Origin of the sequence: Paenibacillus gansuensis (genome assembly GCF_042684925.1) — a bacterium.
Taxonomy (GTDB): Bacteria; Bacillota; Bacilli; order Paenibacillales; family DY6; genus Paenibacillus_N; species Paenibacillus_N gansuensis.
Genome location: NZ_JBHUME010000008.1, coordinates 22,835 through 49,819, shown reverse-complemented (window position 1 = coordinate 49,819; position 26,985 = coordinate 22,835). Strand labels below are relative to the sequence as shown.

The following is a 26,985-nucleotide window of genomic DNA, read 5'->3' as shown; positions in this document are numbered from 1 at the left end:
ATTCGTTACTATTATACTTATACGGGGCTTGGGCTAATCATTCACAAGTTGGGGTCTGGCTTCATGAAATTTTTAGCCAACTCCCGGGTGATCTGCTCTTGTCCTTCGTCGTTGTTCTTCAGGTCCCCGCGGACCATGCCGGTAATGCGGATGCGGTAGTTGTCTTCCGCAGGGGCGGCGGGAAGAAAGGTCAACGCTCCGGGATCATCAGGACGGACGTCGAAGCCGCAGGCTTTCAGGCATGCGGTCAGCTCTTCCAGATTAGGTTTGCGGTCCTCGCTGACATAAAGCAGCCCGCGAAGGCGCTTTGTTACGTCCGGATGCTCATGATCTACTTCAAATTGTACAATCCATTCTTTATCCATATGTCCTCCTTGATCGCTGCTGTTTATCCGGTAGAATGTACATATTTACCAATGGTTATACCGTTGACATTCACATGGAATTCGTGGTAAGATCTTATTTGTGACGACGGCGAACATAACAGTTTAGTCGAAGCGATATGCGGTCGTGGCGGAATTGGCAGACGCGCACGGTTCAGGTCCGTGTGGGCTAACCCCCCGTGGAGGTTCGAGTCCTCTCGACCGCACCAACTATAACGATGACAGCCCTCTACTTCGGTAGAGGGTTTTTTAGTGAAACTAATCGAAGAAATCCGGCGAAATGTCCTCAACAAAAATTGTTGACATCTATCCTCGAACTTGATAAGATATTCCTTGTGACTCAGCAGTACGGTTTGTAAGGCTGAAGCATTTGCGGTCGTGGCGGAATTGGCAGACGCGCACGGTTCAGGTCCGTGTGGGCTAACCCCCCGTGGAGGTTCGAGTCCTCTCGACCGCACCAACTATAACAATGACAGCCCTCTACTTCGGTAGGGGGCTTTTTTATTCTGATACGCGACTGAAGGTCCGGCCTGATCGCCGGTTCCGTATGCAGCAGCAAATACCCGGTTACGGCATCGGCCATCGCCTTAGCGACGGTTTCCTGGCCTTTGCGCCCTGTCAGCAGCGCTCTGTCCCGGGGATGGCTCATAAAACCCATTTCAACAATGACAGCAGGGATAACGGTCTGGTTCAGCAAGTAATACGTTTTACCGCGCTTTGGCTGGCCATGCGTGCCGTACACTTTGTCTAAGGCCGTTTGGAGCTGCTTGGCCAGCAGGTAGCTATGCAGGTTGCGCTGATACAATACTACGGGTCCGCTTGCCGATGAAGGGCCCCAATTCACGTGCAAGGATACGAGGAGTCCGCTTTTAATTTCCCGGGTCAATTCTTTTCGGTGAGCCAGATCTTTCCGGTGCCGGGAAGAGCTGCGCAGCCACTCGTTATGATCGCTTAATGCGTAGTCTCCTGTGCGGTTCAGAACAGTTGAGATCCGGCGTTTTTCTAACTGGTGATAGAATCTTTTGGCAATCTTCAGGTTGATATCCTTTTCGAGCAGGGTACCGAAGCTGGTTCCGGCATCCACACCGCCATGTCCGGCATCTATAATTACCTGAGTAGAAAGGACGGGCATTGCCAAGGCCGTGGAGGCGGGGAAGGCGGCTGCCCAGGCGAGCAGTGCGCACAGTAACCAAGAAAGGGAACCGCTTGCGAATCTCATCGTTCATCCTCCTTCTGAAAGTCTACCTTCTCATGATGCGCACCCGCGCCGATTTCATGCAAGGCGGTTACTTTTCCGGCCAAACGGGCATAATAGGAGTAAGAAGAGGAGGGATGCAAGGTGGCCAAAGGGGAAGATCTCATTAAATACATTACACAACAGGTTGTAACCTATATGGAAACCCCGAAAGAAATCCGAAGGCAATCCCGCCAGGAGGCCGTTAAGGAACCTTGGTCGACCCGATGGTTCGGGATGATTCCCATGTCCTTGGAAATGTTATTCCAAAAAAACCGCCGCAGCAAAAAAGACACCTGATCCCGGAAGAGCCGGAGAAAGGTGTCTTTTTTGTAAATGCCAGCATTCAATAAAATCCGCCTGATTGTTGTAAAGAAGAAAATGATACGGCCCGTGTGCTGTCCTCGTGGTGCAGCAGTACATAGGGCTCACTGCCTGGTCTTACTTCAAAACCGACCACAGCAGCTGTATAGCCCAGCGTTCGGCCGAAAGGCTCCCAGGAATAAACGGTCTTCCGCTTTTGCCGCAGGAGTGCTTCCAGCGCGTCGAATGTGGGTACCGTTTCCGGTGCCTTCCGAATCCACGTAAGCGTTTCATATGGATCGAAGGAAGCGAGCATCAGGGAATCCGGTTCGGCAGAGGAAGCTGCCGCGGAGGTTGGCATCGAGACGGAAAGCCTGCCGTAAGCAGCCATTTGCGCTTTATGTAAAGGCAGCAGCTCACCGGTTCTCGGTTCGAAATATAGTATCGTTCCGTCCCTTTTTGTGACCTGCCAAAAGGCTTGCAGGGGGGAGAGGTATACCGGCATGAACTTATATTTTCCATTGTTCTGAAATGCGTACCAAGATAATGTACGGGGGATAAGTTCCTGCTGCAGCATGGCAGCATACAATGTTTTGAGATTGAACAGGGCAACCGTCCCGCGGCCGTACTCTGCCAGGGTAAGCGTTCCGTCATCGCCCGCTGTTATGATCAGATAACCGGCGTCACGGCCATTCACATTCAGCAGGACCAGCCAGCCGTGCGTACCGGGACCGAGGGCCGTAACCTCGATGCCGGCACGCTTCCAGCTCTCATAGCCTTGTTGCTCCGAAAGCGTCTCCAGCTGGACCTTAATAAAATCCTGGAGCCTGTCCTTGGTTGCAGGAGCCTCATTGACAACTGCGGCGGGTTCAGTTCCTCCAGACGGTACAGCTTGAACGGCACAGGGCATGGATAAAGTTAGAGCTATACATAAAATACCGAGTAAGGTCCGTTGGTTGGCCAGCATGGTCACCTTCTTTAGTAGGATCGTCCTTCTTTTATACTTATGCGTTCATATTACTAGAGATGCCGTAAAAAGGCTGTTGCAACCTGTCAGAAGAAATGGCGGAACAGGCTGTTTTTTTGCCGCCTCTTAGCGAGAAAGGTCACTTCAAAGCAGCTTGCAGCGGATCAAGGTGGAAGATTCCGCAGGATACCGCGTCAACTTCGACGCGCGGTCTGTATTGCCATTCGATTTCGGATTTACGATTATCGAACTGCGCCTGGATTTCGTTCTTCTTTTCTTCCTCTTCCATACCCTTCAGCAGATCGGTATAGTAACCCTCAATCCGAAGCAATTCTTCTTGAAGCCGTTCCTGGGCTTCTTCCGCCCAGCTGTGGTCATACTGCTTAATCTTGCGCTCGAGCAGCTGTTCGAGCTGGCCGGCGGCCTTTTGCAGAGTTACCGTGCGTTTGGGCGTAAGCACGTGTGCAGGCAGCTTCGGCGTAAGTTTGCGCTCGGACAGCCCGCCGTAAAAATTCTCGACGATCTCCCCCGTCGAGAGATTCATCCCCAGCGAGTGGAGCTCGTCGCGCTTCATGTCGCAGATAAACTGCGCCTTGAAGTTGACGCACAGCCACGTGCTGTACTGCATGGGGGAGCCGGCGGCTTTCTGTCCGCGGTCCGGCTCTTCAAACAGGCAGACGTAGCGGCCTTTGCTGCGCGCTACATCAAACAGCTGCAGCAGCCGCTTGCTGCCGAACGTGACGTGATCCTGCGGGACCCGTGCGACCGGCGAAGTCGGCACGAAGCCGAAGTACCGTCCGAGGATTGATTCCCCTTGCGGCTGCTGTGGTCCTGCCGTGGAGCTGATGACGCCGGGGCGGGCCGGCTGGCCTTTGGCCGCGGTAATTTCCGCGTGCTTCTCCGGATCGAAGACGAATGTATACGTCATCGTCTGGGGTTCCGCCCCGGTACGCTCCACAAAGCTCCAATAGTAGGTTCTGCCGGTCAGCTCCCTGTCAGCAGCAGGGGACAGTTTGGCCGTGACGTAGGCAGGATGCTTCTCGATAATCTGGCACTCCGTCGCTTCCAGAAAGCGCATCACATATTTTTGGATCTGTTTGTTATTCATGAGCGGCCCTCCACAATCCGGCCGAGGGCGCCGTTATTTAAGAAAGCGCCTGTTTCCTCCCCGGTTTCCTCGGTTTCCAGCTCCTGTCTGACCCCGTGGATCGCCTCGCCGAGCTGGGACAGATTTTGCCTGATTTCCTCATCGTTTTTGGACTCGAGGATGATTTTGTACAGGGAGTTTTCAAGGGAGGAATTTTTCTTTTCCAGTCGCTCCAGAATCATATCCAGCTGGCCGATGACGGATTCGAACATATTGATTTTTTCATGCAGCAGGTGGATGATATGCTCTTCGATGGTTCCGACTGTAGACAGGTTGTAGATGTTTACGTCGTTCTGCTGCCCTAGACGGTGAATGCGGCCGATCCGCTGTTCGACCCTCATCGGGTTCCACGGCAGGTCAAAGTTGATGATATTATGGCAAAATTGAAGGTTAATGCCCTCGCCGCCGGCTTCCGTCGCCACCATCACTTGAGCGCGCCCGCGGAACAGGTCCATCATCCAGTCTTTTTTCCCCCTGTTCATCCCGCCCCGGTAAGGAACGGCAATCAACTTGTGGTCTTTAAAAAACTTCATTAAATACTCCTGCGTCGCGCGGTACTCGGTAAACACGATCACTTTGGAATCCATCGTCTGGATGAGCTCCATCGCTTTTTCCGCTTTGGTATTGGCCTGAATCTGCTTGATCCGGTTGACCAGCTCCCAAATTTTCGGACGAACGGGGGAGTCTTCGGAAGTTTTTTTGAACATATTCACCAGTGTGAGAAAAACGGCGTCCCGGCTGCTGCACACTTCCCGCTGCAACGTGACAAGAGAGAGGGCGCTGGATATGTCGCCGCCGGCATCTTCATAACGGGTTTTGACAAACTGTGTGACTCCGTCGTACAATGATTGCTCTTCATCGGAGAGGATGAGCGGTACGTTCTTCACATTCCGCTTGGTGAAGCCCAACCCGTCGCCCCGGCGGTTACGGATCATGATTTTGGAAAGCTCCTGCTGGAGCTGGTCCTCGTTCTTTGCCACCCGTTTGTCCACAACGAAATTTGCCGAAAAGTTGCCCTGGCCGCCCAGCTGGCCTGGTTTCAGCAGGGTAATCAGGTTATAAAGCTCGCTCAAGTCGTTCTGCACAGGCGTGGCTGTCAGGAGAAGGCAGTATTTTTTCTTTATCTGGTTAACGAACTGGTAATTGGTTGTTTTCTTGTTCTTCAGCTTATGCGCCTCGTCGACGACCAGCATGTCGTATTCCTGGCCCAGCACGATGTCCCGGTGGGGATCGCGTTTGGCGGTGTCCATGGAGGCAACCACCACGTCATGCTGTGTCCACATATAGGCTTTCCTCTGCGCAACGGCATTGATGCCGAACTTCTGGTTCAGCTCCCGCACCCATTGGAGGACAAGCGAAGCGGGCACGAGAATGAGAATGTTGCGGACCAGTCCGCGGACGATATATTCTTTTAAAATAAGGCCGGCTTCTATCGTTTTGCCGAGTCCCACTTCATCGGCGAGAATGGCGCGGCCGCGCATTTCGTGCAGCACTTTCTTGGCGGTGTCAATTTGATGAGGAAGAGGCTTGAGCGTGTGGATATGATTGAGGCATATTAATTCGTCAAATCCGGATACCAGCTGGGACTGCTCCGCTTCCATGCCGAGCTGGAACAGGGTCCAGTCATCCCAGGGACCGTTCTTGTCCGTGCGGGTTTCCATATCTTCCAGCCACGTTCTCTGAAAATGAATCTGCAGCTGTCCGTTCAAATTCCGCGTCTGCTCCGTCTGGTTCGTTTTGCGCATGCTGTTCTGTTCGCCCCCTTGGTCCTATGATGTAACGTTAGTATGGTCCAAAAATTGGCGAATCAAACCCATAACCTTTCATGGTAAAATGGGAAGTCTTGAGGGTAATAGAAAGAGTGGGACGGAAGAACGCAGCTGTGTCGGGGTCTCGCGGGTTTATGGCGGTTTTTGTCGTTAAATATTAACAAAAATCATAAAAAAGAGAGATTCATAGAGAAAACGAAAGCAAATCGGGGAAGGTCGTCCGATAAGTTGGGATAATCGTCTTTCGGTCATTAGATGCACAATATGTAGTATAGTATAATGGGATTCGCACACAATATATGGTACTGAATACATACACTATTACAGGCTCTCTCATGCGGCTGGATCCGCCTGTTTTTGCCCTTATATAGCCGTTTTTCGTATTTTCGACATTTGTGGGCGGTGCCTTGTGTTTGTATTTATTTTCGTGGGAGGTAGTTGTTGTTGGAGACATTGCAGAAGAGGCGTTTAGAAGGATTAAGTGAGAAAATATTCCTGGACCGTTACGCCTGGAAGAATGCGGACACCAGCCAGACGAAAGTCGGCGATGTCGTGCTGGTTCTTACCAAGGATGACCCTAAGTTCCCGGCCAAAGAGGTGGGCGAGGTCATCGAACGCAATGGCAATAAAGTAACTGTAATGCTCCGCAGCGGGGAAACCGTGGAGTCTGACATAGAGAAATTGACACTAACTATAGAGAAAACTCCTGATGAACTGTGGGACCGTCTGGCAGGCGCAATTGCGGCTGTAGAAGCAACACCTGAGAAACGCCAGGAGTGGACGGAGAATTTCCGTTATATACTGGATGACTGGAAGCTCGTTCCGGGCGGACGGATCGCGGCTGGAGCGGGCGCGAGCGATGAGCTGACTTTGTTCAACTGCTATGTCATCCCGTCTCCTAAAGATTCGCGCGGCGGTATCATGGCCACCCTGTCCGAGATGACGGAAATTATGGCCCGCGGCGGCGGCGTTGGTATTAACCTTTCTTCGCTGCGCCCTCGCCGTGCAGTAGTGAAGGGCGTGAACGGTTCCTCCAGCGGTTCGGTATCGTGGGGCGGCCTGTTCAGCTACACAACCGGTTTGATTGAGCAAGGCGGAAGCCGCCGCGGCGCGCTGATGCTGATGATCAACGACTGGCACCCGGATCTGATGGATTTTATTACCGTTAAGCAGACGGCAGGCCAAGTAACGAATGCGAACCTATCAGTGTGTGTGTCGAACTCGTTTATGAAGGCTGTGAAAGAAGATCTCGAGTGGGATCTCGTGTTCCCTGATACGAAGGATCCGGATTACGACGAGCTTTGGGACGGCAACTTGGATAAGTGGAAAGAGATGGGCAAAGCGGTTAACCACGTGAAGACGGTCCGCGCCCGCGAAGTGTGGCACACGATTATCGAGTCCGCATGGAAATCGGCTGAGCCGGGCGTAGTGTTCATGGAGTACTATAACGACATGTCGAACTCCTGGTACTTCAACCCGATCATCTGTACGAACCCTTGCGGCGAGCAGGGCCTGCCGGCATGGGGGGTATGCAACTTGTCCGCGGTCAACCTGTCCAAGTTCTATGATGCGGAAAACCATGATGTAGCTTGGGATGAATTGGGCAAAACCGTTCGTTATTCCGTGCGTTTCCTGGATAACGTAATCGATACGACTCCGTATCATTTTGAAGAGAACAAAGTGAATCAGCAGGGCGAGCGCCGCGTAGGCCTTGGCACGATGGGTCTGGCTGAGCTGATGATCAAGCTGCAGATCCGTTACGGCAGCCCGGAATCGCTGGAATTCCTTGATAAATTATATGGCTTTATGGCCAAAGAGGCTTACTTGTCCTCTGCAGAAATTGCGGGCGAGAAAGGTTCGTTCAAGCACTTTATCGAAGACAAGTTCCTGCAAAGCGGATTTATGCGCAATATTGTCGGCGAGTTCCCTGAAGTCGGGGAAGCGATTCGTGCGAACGGCATGCGTAACGTTACAGTCATCACACAAGCGCCTACAGGTTCCACTGGAACGATGGTTGGCACGTCCACGGGCATCGAGCCATACTTTGCCTTCGAATACTTCCGTCAAAGCCGTCTGGGCTTCGACAAGCAGTATGTTCCGATCGCTCAGGAGTGGAAAGATGCGAATCCGGGCCAGGATCTGCCGGAATACTTCGTTACTTCCATGGATCTGTCCGCTGAGAATCACATCCGCGTGCAAGCGGCGATTCAGCGCTGGGTTGACAGCTCGATCTCCAAGACGGCGAACTGCCCGTCCGACTTCACAGTCGAAGAGACGGAGCGCTTGTATGAGCTGGCATTCGAACTGGGCTGCAAAGGCGTAACGATCTACCGTGACGGAAGCCGCGATGTGCAGGTTCTGAGCACGGAGAAGAAATCCGACGAAGTTAAGAAGGATGCTCCTGTCAGTGAGAAGGTTGAACAGGCGGCAGCTGCTCCTGTTGCTTCTGCAGACGCCGGTTCCTTGAAACAGCTGGAATCCTCTTTGCCGGTAAAGGCGACGCCTGCCGCGAAGGGATTATTCGATAAGCAGTACAAGAGCCGTCCGCAAATTCTCAAGGGCGCTACTTACAAAGTAAACACGCCGTTTGGCATGGCTTATATTACCATTAACGATCTGGAAGGCGTTCCTACGGAAATCTTCCTGAACGTCGGCAAAGCCGGATCTGATGTGTTCGCGATGGCGGAAGCATTGGGCCGTGTATGCTCGCTGTTCCTGCGTTACGGCGACCATGGCAACAAGGTGACTTTGCTCATCAAGCACCTGAAGGGCATCGGCGGTTCCGGGGCGATCGGCTTCGGCCCGAACCGCGTAGAATCGATCGCCGACGCTGTAGCGAAGGCGCTCGAGATTCACGTTCAGGGCAGCGACCCGGATGAGCTCGTGTCTGCAACGAGCGAATTGACAGCGGCTCCTGAAGCGGCGCCTGCTCCGAAGGCAGCGAAGTCTACTTCGATGCCGTCGCTGGATCTGTGCACCGCGTGCGGTACCGCGGCGCTGGTGAATGTGGAAGGCTGCAAAACTTGTACGAACTGCGGATATAGTAAGTGCAGTTAATTGAAAAGGACCCTGCGGGGTCCTTTTTATTGTGAAATTCCATAATTCTTTAGAAATGTTTCAGAATTCGTTGGACGAATCATTACAGAATTCGTTAGAAACAGTTTTTTATGCATTTATTTGAATGAATATTCAATGGGGTAGGCAATGATAACAATTGCCTACCCCATTTTTATTGAAAAGAAAGTGACGTTCATTGTTGAAAACATTAGCTAACCGAATACAAAATTCACTGATTAATCGATTGTGGGATTCTTGTATAGATTAGCGGCAATTAATCACCTTGAATATAAATATCTTGATATTAAACATATTCGTCATTACGTAAAAGATAAAGATAATAAATTAATACATGTAAATCGTAATCGCACGCTTTCAAGCTTATTAGTAAGATTTCTATGAATTTTACGCAATTTTAAGATCCTCGTACAGAAGTGGATGTGAAGATAAATCATACTTTGAACATCAACAATCGGATATTCATATTTACCTTGTCATTATTTCATATTGTATTTTATTCTGAGTTTCCACTAATGCACCAATCATAGGTTGAATACAAATAAAGTTCATGTAAGTCTTTAACAAAAACATTCAATACAGAAAGGAGTTACTGACTGTCTCTTATGAATACATCACAATTTTTAATAAGACCTGATTATAACTTCGATGAAAGTTTGTACGGTTATTTTCAAAGAATAATGAAGTTAAACATGTATCATCATCAATGGTTTTCTAAAATGTTAGGTAAAGAAAATCTGTATAAATTTCGAAAGTTTAACTTTTTTAACATTGACGAAACTATACTAAAGAAAATCTCTTTTATGCTGGATAAGCCTTTCGAAGAACTAAAAATACTCAATTATGATCTAGAAAAAGGTAGGGCGATCAATTTACATTGTGAATCCATTCTTAAAATGCACATTTCAACCGAAAAGATGAGGATATGTCCCGATTGTCTCAGGGAATATGGATACTTTAGAAAAGTATGGGATTTATATGCTTATACGGTATGTCATCTTCATAAAAAATTGTTAATTGATACTTGTCCAACTTGCAATAAGAGAATAATATTGTCAAGCAGCTTTTCTTATAGTTGTAATAATTGTGGTCATGACCTAGCTTCCAGTACATCTCGACCTAATATTGATGTTCAATTATCGAAGCTGATATATGAAAAGCTGCACTCAACCAATGCAACAGTAGAGATTAACAATCCGGTATCACAATTACCTCTAAACGGATTACTTGGTGTTCTAATACTTGTATCTAACTCTTTTCCGGAACACTTAGACAACCACATTTCTGTTTATAGGAGATTGAGTGTCTCCGACCTAAATATATGTCTATCAAGGGCATATAGCGTTTTTGAGAAATTTCCGACAAGATACCACATCTTTCTGGATGAAATGAAGTTAAAGAGAAGGCAAATCGCGAAAAATTTAGGGGATGGGGTAACTCGAGATTTCGGCGAGTTTTCCAGGAATATTTACCAATACTATGCTTCTGCAGAGTTAAACTTTCTTAGAGCAGGTTTTGAAGAATATTTAGACAATAATCTCCAGGAGTATATATCAAGCTCATTCAAGAAAAGTGACATTTTTGAAAAAAAATATATAACAGGTTTTCAAACATTAAAAACTCTCGGATTAAAGATTGATGTAATTAGAGAATTGATGAATAAAGGGGTCTTAAGGGGATACTATGAGCCTGAGAATAGACTCTACAATACTTTATTATTTAAAAAGGATGTAGAGGAAATGAAGGTTAACATGATAAAAGGGGCATTAGGTCTTGCTGCCCATATAGGTCTTGATCCAAAGGATGCATCTACATTAATTCACAAGGGAATTTTTACTCCTGTTATATCAAAAAAGGGTAAGTTACGATCAACCCTAAATATATTTTTGAAAAAAGATGTACTATTTATCTTTGAATCAATTGAATCACGCATGGGCAATCAGAATAAAGTATTCGAATCAGAACTAATCTCCTTTGAAGAAGTATTAAAGCTGATTAGAAAGGCAAACAAAGGGTTGATTGACCTCGTCACTTTAATAATAGGCGGAGAGTGTATTCCTGCAAATAAAGAAGATGAAAAGGTGGGTTTCAATAAATATCTATTTTTCAAGCATGATTTTGAAAAACTGATCAAAAAGGATCATCTTAAATCATCGTATATAAAAAGAGAGCAAAGTAGTTCTCCGAAAAGACGACATAATGGGTATCTGGGAGATAGATCATATGTCAAAAATAGTGATGATGAAAGAGAATATTACTCAGTAGCAGAAGCTGCAAAAAAACTTTGTCTCACAAGCTACGATATAAGTCATTGGGTAAGGCGAGGTTTTATTGATGCAATTAAAGTGCGGGATAATTTAATCCTTATAAAAAAAGATAGCCTAGATGCATTTTATAAAAAATACTGGACTATAAGTTTTTTGAAACTTGAGAATAAGAAAATAACAAATAAACAATTCTGTAAACACTTGTTGAAATATGGCTTTGTCCCAATATCAGGCCCTAATGTGGACGGTTATTCGAGGTATTTATTTTACCGAGAAGGCATCCCAGAATTTATTGCAGCTTTTGAGAAACGAATGCTTCATCAAACAGGTACTTAATCTTGTTTTTTACCAGTGGCAATACATTTTGGCAGCAGCCGTCCAGAGCGAGTAAGGCTCGAACGTATGGACTTCTTCAGGAGCTTGCAGTTGGCCACAAAATTCACTTAAATATTGACTCAGCCCACCATTTTTGATCCAACCAATCAAAAAGATAGATTTCATGCATTTCTCGTGAATTGTTATAGGCATATGTGCATTGGTCGCCACCTGGCGAGGTTGCCACGAATTTGTTTGGCAGCCTCGTTCAACTCCCTCGGTACAATGTAGTTTTCTTACGAATGCTCGCTTATTCGCAGGATCTCACCAATGGATAATTCATTCTTTGGCAGAAAAGACTTGGTACAGTCAGATTCGGCAACCGAAAGGCATGCGGGAACAGAAGGGGCGAGGTTTCGCTCCTTTTTTTTTTGTTCTGCTGCACGCTGCTCCACATACCTCCGGAAGCTTTCACTCCCATTTCTCGACGGGTCGTTGCCCTCTCATTCCTTCGTTACGTCTATCCAGAGGGTGGAGGCCGGTTATCCTAACGGTACGGGTCTGGGCCCTTTTGTTGAACGCAATCCGGTACTCCGTGCAATCTTGAGATCCTGCGAATAAGCCAGTTTTTGTGCTAATTGGAGGAGCGGTTAAGCAGTTTGTTTCATATGAAGTTCGATTTGGGTCGTAAGTTTCACCGCTTTGTGCCATGGCAACAAGAATAAAGTTTCAAATTTCCGTACCGTTTGCCCATTCCCTTAGGCCCTATCATCAAAAATTGGTTGTGTATGTTTAGTCATACTCTGTACTGGCGAAACTGACTCTAACCAATTCTGGAACAGGGGGTAAATTTTGAAAACTCCGGCACGTAAGATTAGACCAACTAGAGGACGACATTATAGAAGCAAGATTGGCTCTTCCAAAAGCCTAAGGGTTATACATGCCGAGAGTCTTCTAGAACGAGATTATGTTCGTCTGTGTAATTTTGATCCAATAGTTGTAAAAATATATTACCAGCCAGTGGGGATTCGCTTTCATTATAATGGTCGTAAACGTCGGTATTTTCCTGATTATCTAATTATTACACGAGATAATCGTTATTGCCTAGTTGAAGTGAAATCAAAGGAGTTTGTTGGATCAAACTTAAACCGAGCTAAGTTTTACGCAGCCACGAAGTTCTGTGAAGAAAAGGGTTGGTCATTTATTGTGGTTACGGAAGACCAGATTAGGCTAGGATTTTTACAGAATAATCTTAGACTACTGAATGAGGTTAATCGTCATAAAGTTACCCCAGCTATAACTGCATATATTATTGCCATGTTAAATCATCTAGGACCACAAACCATTAGTGATTTACGGAAGGCATGCAATATTGTCGATGCATCATTGTTTATGCTCAATCTTCACAAACTTATTTTCGCAAGTAAAGTCATTACAGACCTAGTAAGCCAACCTTTGAATGACAATTCAGTAATTTGTGGTTTACCTAGTGAGGAGGATGCTTGTGGCTAGATTCAGTTTTTCATATGGAACCAAATTTCTGTTAGATGGAATGGAACATGTGGTTAAACGTAAAGAACAAAAGGAGGTTGTCGTTGAACTCTTAAAATATAAAGAAACAAAAAGCTTCACCCTTACCGAGTTGGAAGAAGCCTTGTATGAAGAAAGATTAGTTTTCCAGGATATTACGGGAAGGTCCAATAAGATCAAGTTGGATACTCGTCAATTAAATGATAAAGAGCGTAAAGTACTAAAGATGAAGTTAGATGTTCTTCATCCCGTTATACATGGTTATTATCAGAAGATAAATCTGGATATGTATTTAAAAAGCTGTCGTGAAGAGAAGGGTTACCAAGTGTCTAAGGCATCTTTTTATAACTGGAAAAAGGTTTGGGATGATTACGGTGATGCACGTTATTTGGTTGATCTAAAACCAGGACCGAAAATACGACATTCAGAGAAAGAAGTAATGGACTCATTAGAAAAAATATTGGAGGATTATCTATATACAGGTGAAGATGTTATTTATAGGAATATCTACCGGTTGTATAAGGATAGCATTAATAAAATGAACGAATTAAGGGATGCTGACCAAAAGCAAGTTCTTCGTTCATTTCAAACGGTTTGGAGGATATTAAAGGAGAAACGCGATTGGTATCGCCAAAATAAGGCAAGAGAAGGATATGTTGCAGCTAAGTTGGACCGTGATGGCTCAAGGAGTATGACTGAAAAACCAACTCGACCGTTACAGCGGGTTGAACTTGATTGGACACCTGTTGATATATATTTAGTTGATCCAATAACTCTTGAAAGAAAAAGACCTTGGCTTGTGTATGCTATCGATGTATTTAGCGGTGAGCCTTTGGGTTTTTATATTACATTTGAACATCCAGACACGCATGCGATCAAACAATGTTTGCTGCATTGTTTTTTACCAAAAGTATACTTGAAAAAGTTGTACCCTGATGTAAAAAATGAGTGGACAGCATATGGAATTCCTAAGGAACTTGTTATCGACAATGCCCCACAAAATAATTCTTATGAATTGGAAGAGATATTTGACTTTTTTGGAATCGAGCCCCTTTACCCTGAGATCCAAGCAGGGCATAAGAAGGGAACGGTTGAACGCGGTCAAAAAACCTTTAACGATATAGTACATACACTGAAAGGTACGAGCTTCTCTAATATATTTAAGAAAAAGCAGTACGATTCTAAAGGAAAGGCTTGTATCACACTCCAAGCATTTTATTACATCGCCCACATAATTTTTGTTGATATCATATCCCACAATTGGAGTCATAGCAGAATGGGGGGAACACCACATCAAATATGGGAGAAGGCTTTCTCGGATGATCCTAGTCTTATTAAAGAATTGCCATTCAGTAAAAAAGAAATTACTCTTGCTTTGTGTGGAGGTAGAGAACAGAGGAAGGTACAGAATCAGGGAATTATGCTAGCGGAAACATGGTATACAAGTGATGAGCTCATGAAATTACGGTATCGATTAAAGCAAAATGGGGATGAGGATACTAAAGTAGTTGTACGGTTTGATCATTCAAATGTTAAGAAGGTTTATGTAGAGGACCCCTATGATAAATCCTTTATTGAAGCTTACCTCGATTCAAACCGTATGAGCAACTTCGAAAAGCATTATGATGTGGATACAGCTCTTCCACTTCCTTTTCAGCAAATGAAGGCTATCTGTCTATCTGAAGGTAGAAAGCGCGACTCCTTTGACGATACTCATGTAACTGAAGCGTTAATAAAAATAAAAGAAATTCAGAACGATCAACATAAAGATAAGCGTAATAAGTATAAAAATACACTTGCAGAGGAGGCTATTATCGTCGAAGGACTGTCACTAAAGTCTATTAATTATGAAGATCTAGGATTGCCCGATAATGGTGAAACACTTCAATACTTAGGTGAGATATCCAAGGGCGAGGGAAAAAAAGAACAAGTGCTCTCGGAAGAAAGCATTGTCGATAATACCTGTGCTGAAATGATATCTGAACAACATAATGATTTTATAGAAAACATACAGTCACAATTTGAAACAGATGATGACGATTTGCCGGTTTACGGGATATCTCGGATAGGAGGATAAGATGCAGAACTATACCCGTTTGAATGGTACTCCCATAACGGAGGAAGATTTACAGCAGAGACTCTTAGGGCTTAAGAAAATCGTTGTTCATCACCGGAGGTTTCAAGAGCTCTACCAAGTTATTCACGATTCTCATTTACTTAAAAACGGTGCTGCGATATTAGGGGATACCGGTGCAGGAAAATCTACATTATTTAAGACCTATGAGGAGCGTTACGCGCGTACAAAAAAGATAAAAATACTGGGTGGTCACAAAGTTGAATGTGATATTGTTCCAATACTTCGTGTGGAGTTGGACTCAAATTCTAGGCCTGCAAACGTTGCCTCGAAATTACTCCAACAACTTGGTGATCCCTTGTATGATAGAGGGACAGAGAAGCAACTTACAGCTCGAGTAAAGAATCATATTAAAGATGCTGAAGTTGAATTGTTAATCATCGATGAAATACAGCATTTAATCGATACAGAAACACAACGCGTAATAAGGAAGGCTGCAGATTGGTTAAAGCAACTATTGAATGACATCAATATACCTATTATTTTCGGTGGCATCAAGGAAGATGCAAAGCGAATTTTTGCGTCAAACCGTCAGCTCGACGAGCGATTTCCATACAAGCCTTCATTTGTTGGATTTAATTATTCAACTGTCGACCAGATAAAAGAGTTTAGGGTGTTTCTAAAGAGTATGGATAAAGAATTGCCACTTGCTGAGAGGTCACATCTATATGATCCTTTACTTGCGAAGAAAATCTTCTACGCAACACTAGGTATCCCCCGAACATTGTATCATCTTCTTCACCATTCTCTCATATCTGCGCTAAGATCAGGGAAGGATAAACTGGAAGAAAGTGATTTGGAATATGGATTTAGTTTGCTGTCATTTGAAACGAGGCCGAAGGTTGTTAATCCCTTTCATGGAAAGGTTTTTGATTTGCAAGTGGCTTTGGAGAATGAGAAGCCTAGCAAAAGCTAGCCCGGCCTATTTCCTTGTTTATTCATCAGATTTTAAGGAAGACTTGAGAGTAGATAAAATTGCATTTACCAAGGTGAAATAAAAAGCAGTCGAGGAACCTTCCTCAACTGCTTTTTGTTATTCATACAGTTCTTTCAGAATGGTTTTTGCCTTACGCAGCCCCTTTATATCTTGTCCTAATAGGATTTGAAGAATCTCTTCAAGTTCAGCCTCTTTATCCGTGTTTACATCGTGCCCAGATTGGATGTATACGAATATTTCCCCGATATGTACTCCTAACGCGGAAGCAATCTTAGCGAGATTTAAAATCGAGATATTCTTTTCCGCCCGCTCGATTCCACCGATATAAGAGAAGTGAAAGCCCGCCTTCTCTCCTAATTGCTCTTGTGACAAGCCACGTTCTTTGCGGAGTTCACGAATTCTGATTCCAATAAGTTTCAGTAACTGGTTGGCCATATCCACACCTCTTAACTGAAGTGTAGACAATGCATATCGCACTAAACATAGGTTGATTGTTATCAAAATTTTAATTTGATATAAATATGTATTAAATTTAAGATTTTTGTACAGAATTATACTAGATTCATATTCTAATAGAAATGAGGTTCTGTATGCTGCCAATTGCTTTTTCCATCGGGCAAGCTAATGTTCGACAAGTTGGGATCTACTTTAATAACTGTTTGTATTCCTGCCAAATTGCTGTTAAGGAGCAATGGTTTCAGGTGGATGATGAGTGGCCAATTACCGTATATTTTGATCCAAAGTCAACGAGATTTATCTTACTTCTCGTGGAGGGTAGAGGGATCGTCCCAGCATATTTGTTGGACACTTTCGATGATTTAGATCCGGATAAGTTAGATGCTTATTATAAAATTTTTAATAAATTGAAGTTTAGGGTTCGAAGAAGAACTAGGAGACAAAGAAAGCGGGTGGGGAAACATGTTTAGAAATCGCATCCCACTAAAACATTGTGAAAGCTTAGGAAGCTACTTGTATCGCTTAAGTAATGCCAATCATTATCCCTCCATTTCTACATTAGCAGCATTCATAGAGATAACTGTTCCTAAACTAAAAAACAATGAGATTTCCAGTCAAAAAATAGAACTAATAAGCAAAATGTCGGGGATAAATGCGGAGGTTCTATACAAGACATCACATCTTCAACTGCAAGAACTTCTTGGTGAGTTCTATCATAGGTTAATTCTTAAAAATAAGGTTAAGTACTGTCCTCTCTGTATCCGTAAACAATCATTTCATAAGCATTCGTGGTGTCTTATACCACTTAACCTTTGTATGGAGCATAAAATTCAATTGGTGGATTGTTGCCAAGGTTGTGGGACTTGGGTCAAGTTAGAAGCATTGATTGCAGGTACTTGCAATTGCGGCTTCATATTACACAACGCTGTCTACTTAGTTGAAACAAATTTAGATTGCTTGGTAGCTCAGTCGAAATTGTATATTTCAGTCTTTGGTGTAGAACCCCCTTCATTCCCATTCAATCTTAACTTGAAACACTTCATGAACTTGATTCTTCATAGTTACCATCTCCTGGACGGGGGAGAATGCTACTTAGGCACCCCTGGTAAGCTTAAGATCTTTAATAACTCTTCAAAGGGTACTAGGCAAAACAAAGACCAATACTACGCATATAACACAGCTTATTGGATGTATCAAAATTTCCCTAACCAATTTGTAACAGTATTGGATGCTTTCCTTGAAAATACTACAACTAAGGTTATGTACAGACGAAAAGCTTCCTTCGAAAGATTGTTTGAACTTGATGGATATATTGATATATCCAAAGCATATGAGTCTTACTGGGTTAATAAGGCCGACCAGGGTGTGGTTCGAGCAGATTTTTCAATTTTCAAGAAAAAGCCAGAATTACTTGAGCAAAGGAAATTCATTTCCAAGGACGAAATTAGAACAACCATCGGTATGAGTTATGAGAAGATTGAACAACTCGCTAATGACAAACTCATTGAACTAAATACTTTTAAGCAACAAAAAAGGAAAAGATACCAAGTCAACAGAGATTCTTTTAACAACATTGTTCATAATTGGGGCAGCTACATTACAAGAGGTGAAGCTGCTTTAATACTTGGTATCCAAAGGGGCTCCATAACACAACTTATTAAGGGGGGATTACTAAAGACATACAATATCGGTTCCGGGAGATATGAGAGGCTCTCTCGATATGAGGTCTTAGATCTATTGAATAAATCCCGGGGGAGATATACAAGAAAAAAAGCGAATGGTCTGAAACTGCACGAAGCATTAATAAAGTATTCAGTAAATGGTTTGTCAATTGTGAAAATACTGAAGTTTACGTTAGGTGGCATTCTCCGTCCATACTATTACAAATTTGATTCATTGGCTGAAAATATATATAAAATAAATGAACTTGAGAGATGCATAAGTATCATGAAGCAAGAACAGCAAGTCCAAGAAGGATATACGCTCACAGATGTGCTTAAGATATTACATGTCGGGGAAAAGAAGGCTAAACAGTGGATGAACAATGGGGTTCTTGTGCCTTCTAAGGTTGTTGAAGACAAGGCAGGTAGAAAGACAAATTTTTTTACAAGGAACAGTATCGAGAAAGTAAGGTCATTAATTCAAAATTCTAGTGAAGTGAGTGGTTGCTAATGATGGAAATAATACAGCAAGTTGAAAAGAATATTGCGGCATACGAGCTCAATATTATTAGGCACCGTCAATACTATAACTTTCCTTTTACACAGAATTCCGAACATTACTTTTACATCATGATGTTGCACAAAACTATCGAAGTGTGGTCCGAATGTAAGACCTTATGTGAACGTTTAACATTAAAAAGAAAAATTCCAGATGACAATCATAGTTCTATCTTCGAAAAGAGAGTTAAGGTTGAACTTTCTTCGCCAGGTTACATTAGTAAGGGCTTAATAAATCAATTACTTGAATATGTGAAAACGCTCGAATATAAAATAGAATCTCTTGAGAATAAATCATTAACGAGACCGGAGGAGTGAGCTAATAGCCATTTTATCAACATCAATAAAGAGATTACTGTTGTTAGCACCTTGGAGTATCAAGATATTTTTACACACCCTGAAGAATATGGAATACCCGTAAGAAAATAATAAGTTTACTGAACTAACGGGACACGTTAGCGCAATAACACAGTGAAGGCTCCTGGTCCGATTGATCAGCAGCCACTAATTCAAGTAAGGGGTAGTATCTTCAGTCATAGAAAATATAAAAGTCTTATCTGAAGAAAGGAACCAAAATGCAAACTGTTTACATTTTGTCGGGACCAGCTGGAGTTGGGAAATCAACAACTTCAAGGGCACTGGTTCGTACCTTGAAAAATAGTGCATACATTTCGGGGGATTACGTGAGTCATATGCATGTTAACGGGCGTCAGAAGCCTTGGGAGAGTAAGTTGGAGCTATCCCTCATTTGGGATAATATATTGAGCTTAACACGCAATTTTGTTTCCAAAGGAATTGATGTAGTAGTTGATTATGTCACTTTCCCAGAAGAAGCTTATTGGCTGAGAAATAGGCTAAGGGAGTTATCCGTAAATGTTGTTTATACGGTATTGTGAGTTGACCCCGAAACCCTTATAAGCAGAGACCAACTTAGAATACCAGAGCATCGAATGGGAGAACGGTGTCATATTTTGATGGATGAGTTTAAGAAGTCAGGATTAGATACCATCTTCTAGATACAAGTCACAATAGCGTTGATAACATTAAACTTGTGGTTGAAGATATAGTGCATAGCAATCAATACAGGTTAGTGGATTAAGCTAACGGGAAACTTTAGTTCAATACTCCAAGAAGCAGCATGCGGTCCGCAGCTGCTTCTTTTCTATTAAGCGAAAGGGCAGGATAATTTAATGTGATAATAGTCTTTTATGGTAAGATAATAGAACATGAACAGGTATGAAACTATTATAGGAGAGTCCTAAATGAAAAAGAAAATGAACTATTTAGTCTTACTGTTAATAATCATCTTGATGGTTGGTTGTACGAATGCAGAAAATTTACCTAATACAAATACAGAAGGTGCTCAACAAGAAGTAACCACAGTTAATAAAGAACCTGAAGAAACTACCCAGATGGTTGTTGACGAACCGGTAGCCGAGAAAGCACCAGCCCAATCAAATAACGAACTATTCTCAGGATACAAACGTATTGAAGTGGATGGTTGTGATTTGTCTGGGCATCGTGAACCTAATGTCGTTGTGGATGTTGGTTACGGGGACCGTGAATACTGGGCATTTACAAACGAACACGGGCAACTAGTGCGTGTCATTGCTGATGAAATCATTCTACAAGATGACACTAACGAGTCATCATCGTCTGGTAGATATTGCTCTGATGAGGCGAAAGTCCCTGGTGTCGAAAGCGATCTATTAGATGAAGGACATGTCATTGCCGATTCTCTCGGAGGGGTATCAAATGCTTATAATATCACCCCTCAAGATAGTACACTCAACCGACACGGTGATCAAGCATATATGGAAGATGCGATACGCAAAGCAGGCGGAGCTACTGATTTCGAATCAATTATTACATACCCGAATACAGAAACTCAGATTCCTTCAAAATATCAGTATACCTATTCGTTAAAGGGTAACGTAATTGTTGATACATTTGATAATGTGAACCCGGATGAAGTAAACGCATCACTCGGATTAACGGGCAATGATTCTTCTGATTCAACAAGTTCAGAGGATCTTTCTAGTGTCGATACAAACGGAAACGGAAAGGTAACGATTAAAGAAGCAAAGGCAGCCGGTTATAGTATGCCAATAACGAGTGACCACTGGCTGTACAAATATATGGATGATCGTGATGTTGACGGTATGGTAGGTGAATAAGACTAAAATAAATGAACTAAAAGAAGTTTAATACAACAAGCCGGCAGCAGATCAGAGATCGCGCTGCCGGTTTTACTAAATGGCTAAAGGCAAGTGAACAGTCCGAATGCTGTGAGCGCAGGCAGTAATCATAGCTGTTAAATTGATAAGAACGGTTCTCTGTGGATGTGGGGAAACAACACTTTTGGACAATTGGGCAACAGTAACGCTAAAACAAAGGCGATTTCACCTATTAAACTGTTCCGATAAAAGTAATGGATGTTTGGAAAGTTGTTCGGTAGATGACGAGGAATGACGAAAGGGGCGAGTTTAAAGATGATCGGACCTGAACCTAGAAACGAACGGGAACGTAAAGCATTTGAGCGAGCGCGCGAGGACCTGGAACGGCAAGCACTGCCGACTCCGCCTCTGGATTTACCCAGCCATGATGTTTGGAATTGGGAGTGCGACCTGGGCCATATGATACTGGCAATGCAGCGGGCCGGCTTAGATCCTAAGAAGATTGCTGAAGTGTTATCGCAGCACGAGCAGATCAAATTGACCCCCCAGGAAGCTGCATTGATTTTATGGAATTTCAAGGAGGAAAAGGATGGAGCTTAAAACGTGGCTCGAAGTTGCTGCAGCCAGTCGTTGGATGGTGCAGCTAACGATGAAGGATGGGGATGAAATAACCGGCATAGCTGAGAACTACCTCGAGGATATCCATCGGTTACATGTTCGCACGGCCGCCGGCAACGTATTTTTGTCGTTTGAAGATATTGATAAGGCAACCAAAACCCAGGAGAGCAGTTCCCCGGGGGAATGGCTGCATATCGAAGGTAGTATTCAGCTCAACGCTGCAGATAATCCTGATGCGTTCTTAAATGAATTCATTCTTTGGTTGGAATCCAATGGACGCGCGTTCGCTGGCGTTACGAAGCCAGAGGAGGAAGAATGAACCGTAAATTTGTACTGGGATTCGCTGGTGGCGCAATGTCGGTTGTACTGTTTGTCATAATAAGCCGGTTCGCAGAGGATCCGGGAAAAACCTTGCAGACATTAACAGGCAGCCTATTCATTACGTTGGGCATTTTCATGCTTGCGAAAACGTTAAAGGTTGCCCGGAAGGTTCGTGTACAGTATCGGGTCCGAGGATATGCCGTTACAGCTCTTTGTTTTCTTCTTGGAATTGCTGTAATTGCAGGTGCGTAGTGAAGTGAAAAACTGCCATCGAGCTGGACATGCCCAAGCAAAGTAGAAATGCACGAAAATTATATCAAGGAGGGGAACAAGAAATCATAAGCCTGACCAAGCAATACCAACTTACATAATTCTTTGACAATTAAACATCAAAAAAAGGGGAAATTTCATCATGGCAGCACTAACAGCATTATCCTCACTTGCATTTATTTTATTTGCTATTGCTATTTTCAATGAACAGTTTCGTACCACCCTATCAAAGAAGCTAACTCGGAAAAAAGCTGTAGTAGCAGCCGTGGGTTTCTTGTTCTTGGCAGCTGTAACTAAGTCCGGTGGTGAACCCGACAAGGTTGAATTATCTGCTGATCCTGCACCAGTTGTAGAAACTGCGTCTGCTGAAAAAAGTACCGAAGATGCTGACAAAGCAAAAGCTGATGAAGAAGCTAAGAAGAAAGCTGAAAATGAGGCTAAGGCAAAGGCGGCCGCTGAAGCAAAAGCTAAGGCTGAAGCTGAAGCTAAGAAGAAAGCAGAACAAGCAGCATTGGCGGCAAAAGCGGTCATTGACCTGAACAAGCATGCCCGCAAAACTGAGAAAGAAGTTAACACAGTTCTAGGGGCTCCTGCTGAAACAGAATCTGTGAATTGGGGCCTATTGGACGAGGGTATCAAAATTAAAGGCAAGATGAATTATTACAAAAACGGAAAAGTTGAAATCATGTTCCTGGAAGGTAAAGCACACCGTATTCGTGTAAACCTGACCAAGGACGAATTCAATACCGGCGACAAAATGAAAGAAAATCTTGCTTATATGGGGCTACCGGGTATCGAGTTGGAATCTGCTGAAAATGAAATTCAGAAAGCTTTCTACGCTAATGTTGAAGGATACTACAGCATTCAAACGGGTGCATGGCTAGGAACTGATGATGGATATGTACTTGCTATCACTGAATCACGGTACAGATAAAATTCTGGTAAGGGTCAACCAGCACATAATTCAGGTAGAGTTAAACAAAAGGTACTTATCGGTTCACCACGCTAATAGCATGGGTTATTTGGCATCATCGAAGTAAAGCGTATCCCGCCGCCAATCCTGAATCGCATATATAGTGAACAGGACGTTAACTCTGGCCCCAAAAGCAGGCTTTACTTATAACTTTTATATGTTAAGATTGAACTTTTAAAGTTAAAGTTATGCCTATAACAGTACATATTAAAAGGAGCATGAGCGATGATTGGAACGGCGCGATTTATCTGTAAAGCAAAGCTCATTAAAGACGAAAATGGAGTACAAACATGTATCGGCTTAGACTCCGATCGTATCTTTTATTTTGAAGGCCAGCAGCGTGATGATAAGGCGCTTGTAGGTTACGAAGGATCTGTTTACTTCTATCAGAATAATAGGACTTCAATTGAAAGGTTTGAAGCGACTAGGATTAAAGGGAATTTTCATGCTGCAATGTGAAAGTTACATGATGTACTGAATTAAAGTGTACATATATGGCTAATCATGAAGATCGTTACATCAAAATTATGTACGATAAGGTCCTCTGAAACAGAGGAATTAAATGTTGTAGCTACTTTTGGAGCTAGATTGTGATAATTCAGTACTAGGACTCTCACCCGTGACTAATACATCGTACCGGAGTCGCTCGTTTTTGTGCAATGCACAAAATTAACGCTCTACAGGAATTCTAACGGGAGACGATAACTTAATAGCATAGTGAAGGCTGCAGATTAAATTGAATCTGCAGCCTTTATTCGAACTAACGGGCAGATTAGCGTAATTATTGCTAACAATGCTAAACGACCACTCTCTATTGAGTGGTCGTTATCATCGTAGTGTTCTTTTGACCAACATTCACGATGTTGGTCAATATGCTGGTTGCGTTAGGATTTCGGTATTTGGCTCCAGAAGATATTAATGGGGATCACCAATGAGTTTGAATACGGTACTCAGGTTTTATTACCTCTGTTTTATCTTCTAAATTACAAACTGAACATAAAAGTTGAAAGTTTGTTGGATCATTTGTTCCACCTTTTATTAATGGAATCATGTGATCAAGATGCCTCTCACGATCTTCCAATCTTCTGTATGCTCCTGATAAGTCCCATCCACATTCCTGACATTTGCCGTAATCTCTAAAGATAACCGCCCTTTTAAGCCATTCGGGTAAACTGCAACGTGCAACTACTCCAATTTGTTCTTCTACATACGATGACAGAATGTTGTTAAATTCAAAGAGGAAGGGTTTATCATAATACAGCAAATAAAATGTTTCATTTACAATATTATCCTCAACTAGATCGATCAAACTAGATAACTCTTCTGCAAATTCTTTGATTTTCTTCTCATATTCATCCTCATTGATTGAATCGTTTTCATAATCATTATTTATCCTTTCAAGAATTTCATGGTAGTCAGGTATTGCAACATTGTAGAATTGCAATATATTGATGAAGTTTTCTTCAAGAAATTCTTCAACAAAATCAGTGTCTTCACTGTAAATTTCATCGTTAAAATGATACAATCTTGCACCAATCTCCATGTTAAAAATATCCCTGATAAGTACATGGAGTAATGTTTCTTTTGTCGGTTCATTTACCTTCTCGATATTTTCAGTTATTAGTTCAGAAAAATAATTATCAGGCTCAACCGAATGCGGCCATAATATTTTTTGCAGTCGTTCATCCCAATCTTCAGAATTAATTACTTCACTGATTTGAGATGCAAGGTTATAAGCATATTTCATTCGTAGTTGCTTAAAGGTTGAATCGTACATTTTTCGGACTTCTCCTATATATACTGGTTTGGTATTAATTATTTATGGTATTCGCGAGGCGATTGGCAGTTTCCTTTAAAATGGTGAGCTGCAACTTGAAGAGAAAGCACCCCCTCCTCATTCGATAGCAGTTCATTACGCTAACTGGGAACGATAGCTTAAAAACACATTGAGGGCTACAGATCCAAATGATCAGCAGCCTTTATTGAACTAAAGGGCAGTATAGTTCCTATGATTCCGCTCGTTTTATGATAAATGAGTATTATCAACGGGATAGAAAATTTGAAGCACTGTTATCGGTGATTCATGTTAGATCAAAAATGTGGCGTCTATATGATGGAGGAAATTCTTTGTATTGTATTTGGAGTTATTAATAATTTTTCCTGCAAAGTTATGGTATCTCAGTCGTTTTATGTTTCGTTCTAAAGACGGTAAATGGACTTTTGAATCAGAGCAACCAGACTTTTTCGCTGTCTGGGTAAATCGTATTGTTGGGGATTTTTTGTTTTTGTCGCATTAATTTTATTAATCAACTAAAACCAGCTAATAGTTCTTTAATTATACGAAAATGGACGCGTAAGGAAATTACGGTACTCGGTGTTGTCGGGTGACACAACTTTATATTATCTGTCGCGAAAATCTTTGTTATTTGTTTTATGGGATAAAGTTCTAGCCAAATTTGAATGACAAGAACTTATCCCATTTCCGATTTTGACAAAACTTGAGCTCATTCCTGAAGAAGGGGCTACTACGCGATCAGAAGTTGTTTCTATGAGGGTTCTGCTCAAATAAGTGCTACCATGTGCCCAGTATGTGGTAAAATAGTAGTGAAATTCACTCAATATAGGAGGGGCTGTTTTGGATGAGCTTAGCTGGTTTCTTGGAACATTACGATCAAAAGATTATCTTCCGCTGTCCAGGTTAATTCCCGGATTTCCACGAGACTTGAGAACCCCAAATGTTCTTAAAACGCAGGTAGTTGGTGTACTTACACGAGGTTTCAGTAATAATGGTCGCCGCTCGAAGCATTTAAAAATGCACATACACGAACTCTTCAAGAAATCTGGGGCAGATCTGATCGGCAAATACCCGGACCTTGTTTCTGAATCTGTAGATGACCTAATTCTAAAAATGAAAGCGGAATCAAGAATAAGGCCTTATCAGCAAATCAGTATGTTCTATACAATGTTTGAAGATCAGTACATCGAACTGTTGCCTAAATTACTTGCAGCACCAAATGAGCTCAGCCCCTTGGAAGCACTAGTTGACACGGAGCCGGTGTTGAATAAGCTAGACAAGCTTGTAGGTAGGGAAACTTTTGAGGATTTAATACCAGTAATACAGAGCGATGTATTAGGAATTCAAGATACTAAGTTCTGCAATGATGAAGATGAGCTGCTTTCGGAGTTACTGAAAACTAAGAAAAAGGAACGATACCAACTTTTATTTTCTTTTCTTATAACTGACGAGCGTTACAAGAATCCCGAATACAAACGCCTATGTGATGCAGTTATTAGAGATTACCATTCAAAGAAGTATGCAGATTTGGAAAAGGACTTCGTACAGAATAAAGCCACAATTGAAGGACAGGCTCGCGAGAATCAAAATCTCCATGCTCGAATACGTGAATTAGAGTTGATCGAGAAAGAAGCAGCGCAACTGAGGCAACAACTCGAGGTGTTGATGAGTCAGAATGAGGTGGCAACAACTGCTTATCAAGCAGCCAATAACGAATTGGAACAAATAAAGGTGAAATATGATTCTGCATCCTATTGGAGAGATAGTATTCAACGCTATATGAGGGAAATTAAGCCTGAAGACCGTCACTACCTTATTGTCACGGATGATCCGAGCAGTATCGTTACTACTTTCTTTAATATCCAGGGGGTTGCTAGAGATGCGCTTACAAGTATAGGTTCAAAACGATTATGGGATCAGAGGTATAAAAATACATGCTTTTTCGTTCTTCGAAACAACTTCATCTCTACTGATGACTGGTTTCAGTTTGTAGGACTTATGAATAGGTTTGGAGCAGAGTACAGAGAAGTTACGGGATACGAGGAAATGAGGCACATAGCAGAAATCATTAATTTTATGTTGGAGGAGAATTAGA

The 26,985-nt window shown here is 42.9% G+C and carries 23 protein-coding genes, 2 tRNA genes and 1 pseudogene; 19 read left to right on the top strand and 7 right to left on the bottom strand.

Annotation, left to right across the window (positions count from 1 at the left end; all coding sequences use genetic code 11):
* Positions 1–41: 41 nt before the first annotated feature.
* Positions 42–365 carry a hypothetical protein gene (locus ACFSUF_RS12310; protein ID WP_377603209.1) on the bottom strand — a complete coding sequence of 108 codons (324 nt, stop codon included), beginning with the start codon at positions 363–365 and terminating at the stop codon, positions 42–44.
* Between the two features lie 139 nt (positions 366–504).
* Here ACFSUF_RS12310 and ACFSUF_RS12305 point away from each other — a divergent pair.
* A tRNA-Leu gene (locus tag ACFSUF_RS12305) sits at positions 505–592 on the top strand.
* Positions 593–755: 163 nt separating this feature from the next.
* Positions 756–843 (top strand) — tRNA-Leu (locus ACFSUF_RS12300).
* A gap of 117 nt (positions 844–960) precedes the next feature.
* Here the strand turns inward: ACFSUF_RS12300 and ACFSUF_RS12295 are convergent.
* A pseudogene (locus ACFSUF_RS12295) lies at positions 961–1,515 on the bottom strand (N-acetylmuramoyl-L-alanine amidase); the annotation flags it as partial.
* A gap of 207 nt (positions 1,516–1,722) precedes the next feature.
* On the opposite strand from ACFSUF_RS12295, the gene ACFSUF_RS12290 reads away from it, so the two are divergent.
* The gene (locus ACFSUF_RS12290) at positions 1,723–1,917 is read left to right on the top strand and encodes a YqzE family protein (RefSeq protein WP_377603208.1); all 195 of its coding nucleotides are present in this window, start codon (positions 1,723–1,725) and stop codon (positions 1,915–1,917) included.
* A 46-nt stretch (positions 1,918–1,963) separates the two neighbouring features.
* Here ACFSUF_RS12290 and ACFSUF_RS12285 read toward each other — a convergent pair whose 3' ends face one another.
* The 3 genes from ACFSUF_RS12285 to ACFSUF_RS12275 form a co-directional block, all read right to left on the bottom strand.
* On the bottom strand, positions 1,964–2,887 hold the full coding sequence (locus ACFSUF_RS12285) for a hypothetical protein (protein ID WP_377603207.1): 924 nt from the start codon (positions 2,885–2,887) through the stop codon (positions 1,964–1,966).
* Between the two features lie 139 nt (positions 2,888–3,026).
* Complete coding sequence (locus ACFSUF_RS12280; RefSeq protein WP_377603206.1) at positions 3,027–3,995, bottom strand: YqhG family protein; 969 nt, start codon at positions 3,993–3,995, stop codon at positions 3,027–3,029.
* The gene (locus ACFSUF_RS12275; RefSeq protein WP_377603205.1) at positions 3,992–5,779 is read right to left on the bottom strand and encodes a DEAD/DEAH box helicase; all 1,788 of its coding nucleotides are present in this window, start codon (positions 5,777–5,779) and stop codon (positions 3,992–3,994) included. The genes ACFSUF_RS12280 and ACFSUF_RS12275 overlap by 4 nt, the downstream gene beginning before the upstream one ends.
* Before the next feature lie 465 nt (positions 5,780–6,244).
* Here ACFSUF_RS12275 and ACFSUF_RS12270 point away from each other — a divergent pair, with 465 nt between their 5' ends.
* The 5 genes from ACFSUF_RS12270 to ACFSUF_RS12250 all read left to right on the top strand — a co-directional run bounded on the left by ACFSUF_RS12270 (position 6,245) and on the right by ACFSUF_RS12250 (position 16,040).
* Positions 6,245–8,860, top strand: coding sequence for an adenosylcobalamin-dependent ribonucleoside-diphosphate reductase (locus ACFSUF_RS12270; RefSeq protein ID WP_377603204.1), 2,616 nt, complete (start codon positions 6,245–6,247; stop codon positions 8,858–8,860).
* A gap of 623 nt (positions 8,861–9,483) precedes the next feature.
* A complete protein-coding gene (locus tag ACFSUF_RS12265) occupies positions 9,484–11,481 on the top strand; it encodes a TniQ family protein (RefSeq protein ID WP_377603203.1) in 1,998 nt (665 codons plus the stop codon).
* An 831-nt stretch (positions 11,482–12,312) separates the two neighbouring features.
* Positions 12,313–12,972, top strand: a complete 660-nt coding sequence (locus ACFSUF_RS12260) for a TnsA endonuclease N-terminal domain-containing protein (RefSeq protein WP_377603202.1) — start codon at positions 12,313–12,315, stop codon at positions 12,970–12,972.
* Positions 12,965–15,067 carry a Mu transposase C-terminal domain-containing protein gene (locus ACFSUF_RS12255; protein ID WP_377603201.1) on the top strand — a complete coding sequence of 701 codons (2,103 nt, stop codon included), beginning with the start codon at positions 12,965–12,967 and terminating at the stop codon, positions 15,065–15,067. Before ACFSUF_RS12260 ends, ACFSUF_RS12255 begins: the two co-directional genes overlap by 8 nt.
* Position 15,068: 1 nt before the next feature.
* A complete protein-coding gene (locus ACFSUF_RS12250; protein ID WP_377603200.1) occupies positions 15,069–16,040 on the top strand; it encodes a TniB family NTP-binding protein in 972 nt (323 codons plus the stop codon).
* Positions 16,041–16,157: 117 nt separating this feature from the next.
* Here ACFSUF_RS12250 and ACFSUF_RS12245 read toward each other — a convergent pair whose 3' ends face one another.
* Positions 16,158–16,496: a helix-turn-helix domain-containing protein gene (locus tag ACFSUF_RS12245; RefSeq protein ID WP_377603199.1), complete on the bottom strand. Its 339-nt coding sequence runs from the start codon at positions 16,494–16,496 to the stop codon at positions 16,158–16,160.
* Between the two features lie 155 nt (positions 16,497–16,651).
* On the opposite strand from ACFSUF_RS12245, the gene ACFSUF_RS12240 reads away from it, so the two are divergent.
* From ACFSUF_RS12240 to ACFSUF_RS12195, 10 genes are all read left to right on the top strand, one after another.
* The gene (locus ACFSUF_RS12240) at positions 16,652–16,987 is read left to right on the top strand and encodes a hypothetical protein (protein ID WP_377603198.1); all 336 of its coding nucleotides are present in this window, start codon (positions 16,652–16,654) and stop codon (positions 16,985–16,987) included.
* Complete coding sequence (locus ACFSUF_RS12235) at positions 16,980–18,689, top strand: TniQ family protein (RefSeq protein WP_377603197.1); 1,710 nt, start codon at positions 16,980–16,982, stop codon at positions 18,687–18,689. The genes ACFSUF_RS12240 and ACFSUF_RS12235 overlap by 8 nt, the downstream gene beginning before the upstream one ends.
* Positions 18,690–19,311: 622 nt before the next feature.
* Positions 19,312–19,632, top strand: coding sequence for an AAA family ATPase (locus ACFSUF_RS12230; RefSeq protein WP_377603196.1), 321 nt, complete (start codon positions 19,312–19,314; stop codon positions 19,630–19,632).
* A 366-nt stretch (positions 19,633–19,998) separates the two neighbouring features.
* Complete coding sequence (locus tag ACFSUF_RS12225; RefSeq protein WP_377603195.1) at positions 19,999–20,913, top strand: DNA/RNA non-specific endonuclease; 915 nt, start codon at positions 19,999–20,001, stop codon at positions 20,911–20,913.
* A gap of 141 nt (positions 20,914–21,054) precedes the next feature.
* On the top strand, positions 21,055–21,162 hold the full coding sequence (locus ACFSUF_RS12220; protein WP_377603865.1) for a hypothetical protein: 108 nt from the start codon (positions 21,055–21,057) through the stop codon (positions 21,160–21,162).
* A gap of 66 nt (positions 21,163–21,228) precedes the next feature.
* The gene (locus ACFSUF_RS12215) at positions 21,229–21,513 is read left to right on the top strand and encodes a hypothetical protein (protein WP_377603194.1); all 285 of its coding nucleotides are present in this window, start codon (positions 21,229–21,231) and stop codon (positions 21,511–21,513) included.
* Positions 21,503–21,850 (top strand): hypothetical protein, encoded by a 348-nt coding sequence (locus ACFSUF_RS12210; protein ID WP_377603193.1) that lies wholly within the window; start codon positions 21,503–21,505, stop codon positions 21,848–21,850. Before ACFSUF_RS12215 ends, ACFSUF_RS12210 begins: the two co-directional genes overlap by 11 nt.
* Positions 21,847–22,104 carry a hypothetical protein gene (locus ACFSUF_RS12205; RefSeq protein WP_377603192.1) on the top strand — a complete coding sequence of 86 codons (258 nt, stop codon included), beginning with the start codon at positions 21,847–21,849 and terminating at the stop codon, positions 22,102–22,104. Before ACFSUF_RS12210 ends, ACFSUF_RS12205 begins: the two co-directional genes overlap by 4 nt.
* Before the next feature lie 160 nt (positions 22,105–22,264).
* On the top strand, positions 22,265–23,056 hold the full coding sequence (locus ACFSUF_RS12200; RefSeq protein WP_377603191.1) for a hypothetical protein: 792 nt from the start codon (positions 22,265–22,267) through the stop codon (positions 23,054–23,056).
* A gap of 264 nt (positions 23,057–23,320) precedes the next feature.
* Positions 23,321–23,554 (top strand): hypothetical protein, encoded by a 234-nt coding sequence (locus tag ACFSUF_RS12195; RefSeq protein WP_377603190.1) that lies wholly within the window; start codon positions 23,321–23,323, stop codon positions 23,552–23,554.
* 466 nt (positions 23,555–24,020) lie between these two features.
* Here the strand turns inward: ACFSUF_RS12195 and ACFSUF_RS12190 are convergent, their stop codons facing one another.
* Positions 24,021–24,872, bottom strand: coding sequence for an HNH endonuclease (locus tag ACFSUF_RS12190; protein ID WP_377603189.1), 852 nt, complete (start codon positions 24,870–24,872; stop codon positions 24,021–24,023).
* Between the two features lie 858 nt (positions 24,873–25,730).
* On the opposite strand from ACFSUF_RS12190, the gene ACFSUF_RS12185 reads away from it, so the two are divergent.
* Positions 25,731–26,984, top strand: coding sequence for a hypothetical protein (locus tag ACFSUF_RS12185; protein WP_377603188.1), 1,254 nt, complete (start codon positions 25,731–25,733; stop codon positions 26,982–26,984).
* Position 26,985 lies beyond the last annotated feature (1 nt).

Bases quoted from the DNA above. Each gene is read 5' to 3' on its own strand.
- ACFSUF_RS12245 (WP_377603199.1), bottom strand. From the start codon at position 16,496: ATGGCCAACCAGTTACTGAAACTTATTGGAATCAGAATTCGTGAACTC.
- ACFSUF_RS12240 (WP_377603198.1), top strand. From the start codon at position 16,652: ATGCTGCCAATTGCTTTTTCCATCGGGCAAGCTAATGTTCGACAAGTT.
- ACFSUF_RS12235 (WP_377603197.1), top strand. From the start codon at position 16,980: ATGTTTAGAAATCGCATCCCACTAAAACATTGTGAAAGCTTAGGAAGC.
- ACFSUF_RS12230 (WP_377603196.1), top strand. From the start codon at position 19,312: ATGCAAACTGTTTACATTTTGTCGGGACCAGCTGGAGTTGGGAAATCA.
- ACFSUF_RS12215 (WP_377603194.1), top strand. From the start codon at position 21,229: ATGATCGGACCTGAACCTAGAAACGAACGGGAACGTAAAGCATTTGAG.
- ACFSUF_RS12190 (WP_377603189.1), bottom strand. From the start codon at position 24,872: ATGTACGATTCAACCTTTAAGCAACTACGAATGAAATATGCTTATAAC.
- ACFSUF_RS12200 (WP_377603191.1), top strand. From the start codon at position 22,265: ATGGCAGCACTAACAGCATTATCCTCACTTGCATTTATTTTATTTGCT.
- ACFSUF_RS12285 (WP_377603207.1), bottom strand. From the start codon at position 2,887: ATGCTGGCCAACCAACGGACCTTACTCGGTATTTTATGTATAGCTCTA.
- ACFSUF_RS12195 (WP_377603190.1), top strand. From the start codon at position 23,321: ATGATTGGAACGGCGCGATTTATCTGTAAAGCAAAGCTCATTAAAGAC.
- ACFSUF_RS12275 (WP_377603205.1), bottom strand. From the start codon at position 5,779: ATGCGCAAAACGAACCAGACGGAGCAGACGCGGAATTTGAACGGACAG.
- ACFSUF_RS12205 (WP_377603192.1), top strand. From the start codon at position 21,847: ATGAACCGTAAATTTGTACTGGGATTCGCTGGTGGCGCAATGTCGGTT.
- ACFSUF_RS12210 (WP_377603193.1), top strand. From the start codon at position 21,503: ATGGAGCTTAAAACGTGGCTCGAAGTTGCTGCAGCCAGTCGTTGGATG.
- ACFSUF_RS12265 (WP_377603203.1), top strand. From the start codon at position 9,484: ATGAATACATCACAATTTTTAATAAGACCTGATTATAACTTCGATGAA.
- ACFSUF_RS12225 (WP_377603195.1), top strand. From the start codon at position 19,999: ATGAAAAAGAAAATGAACTATTTAGTCTTACTGTTAATAATCATCTTG.
- ACFSUF_RS12280 (WP_377603206.1), bottom strand. From the start codon at position 3,995: ATGAATAACAAACAGATCCAAAAATATGTGATGCGCTTTCTGGAAGCG.
- ACFSUF_RS12250 (WP_377603200.1), top strand. From the start codon at position 15,069: ATGCAGAACTATACCCGTTTGAATGGTACTCCCATAACGGAGGAAGAT.
- ACFSUF_RS12310 (WP_377603209.1), bottom strand. From the start codon at position 365: ATGGATAAAGAATGGATTGTACAATTTGAAGTAGATCATGAGCATCCG.